Consider the following 2407-nt stretch of genomic DNA (forward strand, 5'->3'; position numbering starts at 1 on the left):
TATTTCGGTGCAGATGACTAAAGTCATCAAGAGCGCACCTCATGTGCACGCAAAATCAAAATATTTAAAATCAAATGCACCGTCTGAAGACGGTGTTTTTTACCACTTAAAGCTGGAAATAAGCTGACCAGTATAAATTAGTTTTTTAAAGTCATTGTTTTATTTAACATCCAGGCATGACATTTCGTTTTATATTTTCTACAGCCATTTATTTTTGCCATAATCACCAGCGAACAAACGAACACTGTTCGTTCGTTTCTTTTGTTCGTTCGCAATTTTCTAGTTGTTCATGTATAATTTGAACACTCAGAATATCAAGGGCAATAAACATGAACGACAAAGACACAATCCAAGATCGCGTAAATGAAATTTGTAACGAACTTTATGTTAAAGGTACTAAACCCTCTGTTCGCCTTGTTTTATCAATGTTGCCTAATGTAAGCAGTACCAGCACTGTTCATAAATATTTCTCGACCTGGAAAAAAGAGCAGAGTGCTAATCAAACATCGCTTTATGACCGACTAGGGTTTTCCTCAGACTTTACGCAGTCGTTTATGAAAGAGATTACCCGCTTTTCTGTTGAGGCCGAGCAACGTTACAAAGAAATAGCGAGTGATGCGACTGAGCAAAAAGATATGGCTATCGAAGACTTGGCTCGTTCAGAAGAAAAATTATTTAAGCAAAACGCTGTACTTGATCAGAACACTAAAATAATCAAAGAACTTGAAGCTGAATTATTAAAAGTCCAGGCAAATACAAAAGCGGAATTGGCAACGGCAAAATCAACACATGAAACATTGAGTACCGAGTTACGTCAACAGCTCTTAACTGAAACAGATAAAAATACCGAGCTTAGTAAAAGCAATGAGTTATTAAGAACCGAAATTGCTAAAGCTGAATTAAAGTTGGAGGGCAACGCTGAATTTGTAGCTGAAGTAAAAGAGCAAAACAGTATTCTTCAAAATGAAAATAAAGCATTGAACATTGATAAGGCCGATCTGAGTAAATCAATTGCAGGGCTAGAAGCAACGGTTTCAGGCCACCAGCAATTAATTACTAATTATGAAACTGCGCAACAAAAAAATCAGACGCGACTTAATGAATTAGCTGAAGAACGCATTGTGCTGAATGATGAACTTAAAGACTTGCGCTTAGACCTAAATAACTTAAATACGTCACTGGCTAACACTAAAGAGCAATTAAACAGCTCAACAACTGCAAATGCCAAATTAAAGACTGTGCATGATGAACAAGTACGTAATCTGAACTTATCAATAACTAACAACGAAAAATTAATACTGCAGCTAGAAATGCATCAAGATACATTAGAAACTGAAAAGGTTGCTTTAATTAAGCAGGTAAGTGAACTTACTAAGGAAGCCGATAAGAAAGAATAGGCTTTTAAGTTCCATCCTATAGTCGTGAAGTTCTGTTGCTCTTGCATTAGAGCAGAGCATTCAGCCTTTTTCCGAAGATGCGACAGAACCCGCAAAAGAGCCCAGCCCCCCTTATCAACTCCCTGGCTTATCAGATAATCTGCCAGTTCCTTGTTTAAATAATTTTGCTTAAAGAAAGGTTAATGTGAATGCAACTATACCATTGGCCCGACCTGGAGTAACCTGCTCCACAGAAGTTTGTCGATATCCGGCAAAAAATGATAAAGTAAGATTGCCACCTGCCTCGGATACTATTACTTGGTCAGATTCTTGTCTTAAGGGAAGCACTCCTTGATCAGCATCGTATAAAACAATTTCGACGCCCGTTGCATTACCAAGTCCTGTGGGGATATCAAGATAATCATTAGTGTTACCGTCACTTCCTGTGAATGTCACGCTCACCTTTAAGCTACCACCGTTGCTTGTACAATCTTTTAGTGCTATATCGAAGGCGCGTTTTTCAGAAGTACTTGCTAGACCAGTGAAAGTATCGACCCCGATGCGGCCTAAGCTCACGATAATGGTTGAATCAATTGGAGTGCATTGAGATTCTTCTAAGGTACCGGTAAAATTTATTTGTCCGCCTGCAGCCATAGTGTATGAAGTAAAAGACAATGACATCGCAAATAATAAGTGTATAACAGGTAAAAGTTTCATATTATCTTCATCTCTAATTAAATGATTTATAAATAAATCAAGGAGATGTTTTTTGCCCCCATCCTTGGGGTGACAACATCAGAGCTTGACATGTTTAACTGAAATTTAAATAAAGTTATTGATCTTAATTATTAGAGTGTTTTATTGATAGGTCAAGGTGAAGTTTATTAGGCTCTTTACACTTTGACACAATTCAAGATTACGTTCACGTTGTTTTTTGGTTCTGTCGCATCTTGAATACGCCGGAATAATCTTCACAGTAAATATTGATAAGTAGATGATACATAGACACGCTTAGCTGTAATGTTAGGCTT

General features: G+C 37.3%; 2 protein-coding genes. One reads left to right on the forward strand and one right to left on the reverse strand.

Features of this window, described 5'->3' with window-relative positions; translation table 11 throughout:
- Window positions 1-329: 329 nt before the first annotated feature.
- A complete protein-coding gene (locus tag G337_RS26805) occupies window positions 330-1397 on the forward strand; it encodes a DNA-binding protein (protein ID WP_051303416.1) in 1068 nt (355 codons plus the stop codon).
- A 168-nt stretch (window positions 1398-1565) separates the two neighbouring features.
- On the opposite strand, the gene G337_RS27915 is transcribed toward G337_RS26805, so the two are convergent.
- Window positions 1566-2093 (reverse strand): fimbrial protein, encoded by a 528-nt coding sequence (locus G337_RS27915; RefSeq protein WP_051303417.1) that lies wholly within the window; start codon window positions 2091-2093, stop codon window positions 1566-1568.
- Between the last annotated feature and the right edge of the window lie 314 nt (window positions 2094-2407).

This window comes from Psychromonas aquimarina ATCC BAA-1526, from assembly GCF_000428725.1.
GTDB classification, from domain to species: domain Bacteria; phylum Pseudomonadota; class Gammaproteobacteria; order Enterobacterales; family Psychromonadaceae; genus Psychromonas; species Psychromonas aquimarina.